Genomic DNA, 832 nt, shown 5'->3' on the forward strand with positions numbered 1-832 from the left:
AACGGCTGGGCTAAGCGTAGTGCGGAGGCAAGGAAACTTTTCGTTTCCGTCTGCGCACGAAGCTAAAGCTTATTGTTTAGTTTTATTTTTCTTGTTCAAAGCTTAATCCATAAGATTTAGCGACTTCATAAATATACACAGACCTTTCGGTTTAGCCCTAAAGTCCGCATTACGTTTAGGCTTTGTTGTAAGCAGTTTTTATTCCGTCTCTTTCCTAACTAGATTGAAAATAGCATTCAGAATTGATTTGTTATTTAATTCATAATTATCATTAGGTGTATTTTCGTCAATCATTTTAGTGTCCAAATAATAATCTATAATGTTCTTTTCTATTTCATCTGATTTGGTATGAAAAATGAATTTAGATTCACAGTAATGACTAAGTTCCGTTTCGATAATTGTTTCTTCTTCAACACCACCTTCCAATGTTTTTTTAGATTTATGAATAACAGGCATAATTTCGGACTTTTCAATCAGACTCAAATTTTCCCTAACGCATTCTAAAAAGCGAGACTCTTCCATTTCAATGACTTTGAAAATATCGCAATTGGTAAATTTTCGTTTATAGTATTTATCTTCTTTTATCCAGAACAAATAGAATGGATTTTCATATTCACAGTCTCCAACTTCTCCAAGAGTGATAAATTCCCCTCCAATACAATCCGAACTATATTCAATTAGTAATTCCGTTTTGGATTCCAGCATAGTTTTTTTCAATTCGGAATATTCTGCGTTCAGTTGCTGTCCATTTGTGGTATGGATTAGTACTAGAAAAGCAAAAATATTTAGAAATTTCATTGTTCTTATAATGTTGATTTAAATTGCTTACAAC

Annotated in this window: 1 protein-coding gene; it reads right to left on the bottom strand. The window is 32.1% G+C overall.

Features of this window, described 5'->3' with window-relative positions; genetic code table 11:
* Window positions 1-198: 198 nt before the first annotated feature.
* Window positions 199-705 (bottom strand): hypothetical protein, encoded by a 507-nt coding sequence (locus tag M4I21_RS18495; RefSeq protein WP_249560706.1) that lies wholly within the window; start codon window positions 703-705, stop codon window positions 199-201.
* Window positions 706-832: the final 127 nt, after the last annotated feature.

Origin of the sequence: Cellulophaga sp. 20_2_10, assembly GCF_023476645.1 — a bacterium.
In the GTDB taxonomy this organism is placed as follows: Bacteria; Bacteroidota; Bacteroidia; order Flavobacteriales; family Flavobacteriaceae; genus Cellulophaga.

Coding starts and splice junctions, on each gene's coding strand:
- M4I21_RS18495 (WP_249560706.1), bottom strand. CDS start 705: ATGCTGGAATCCAAAACGGAATTACTAATTGAATATAGTTCGGATTGT.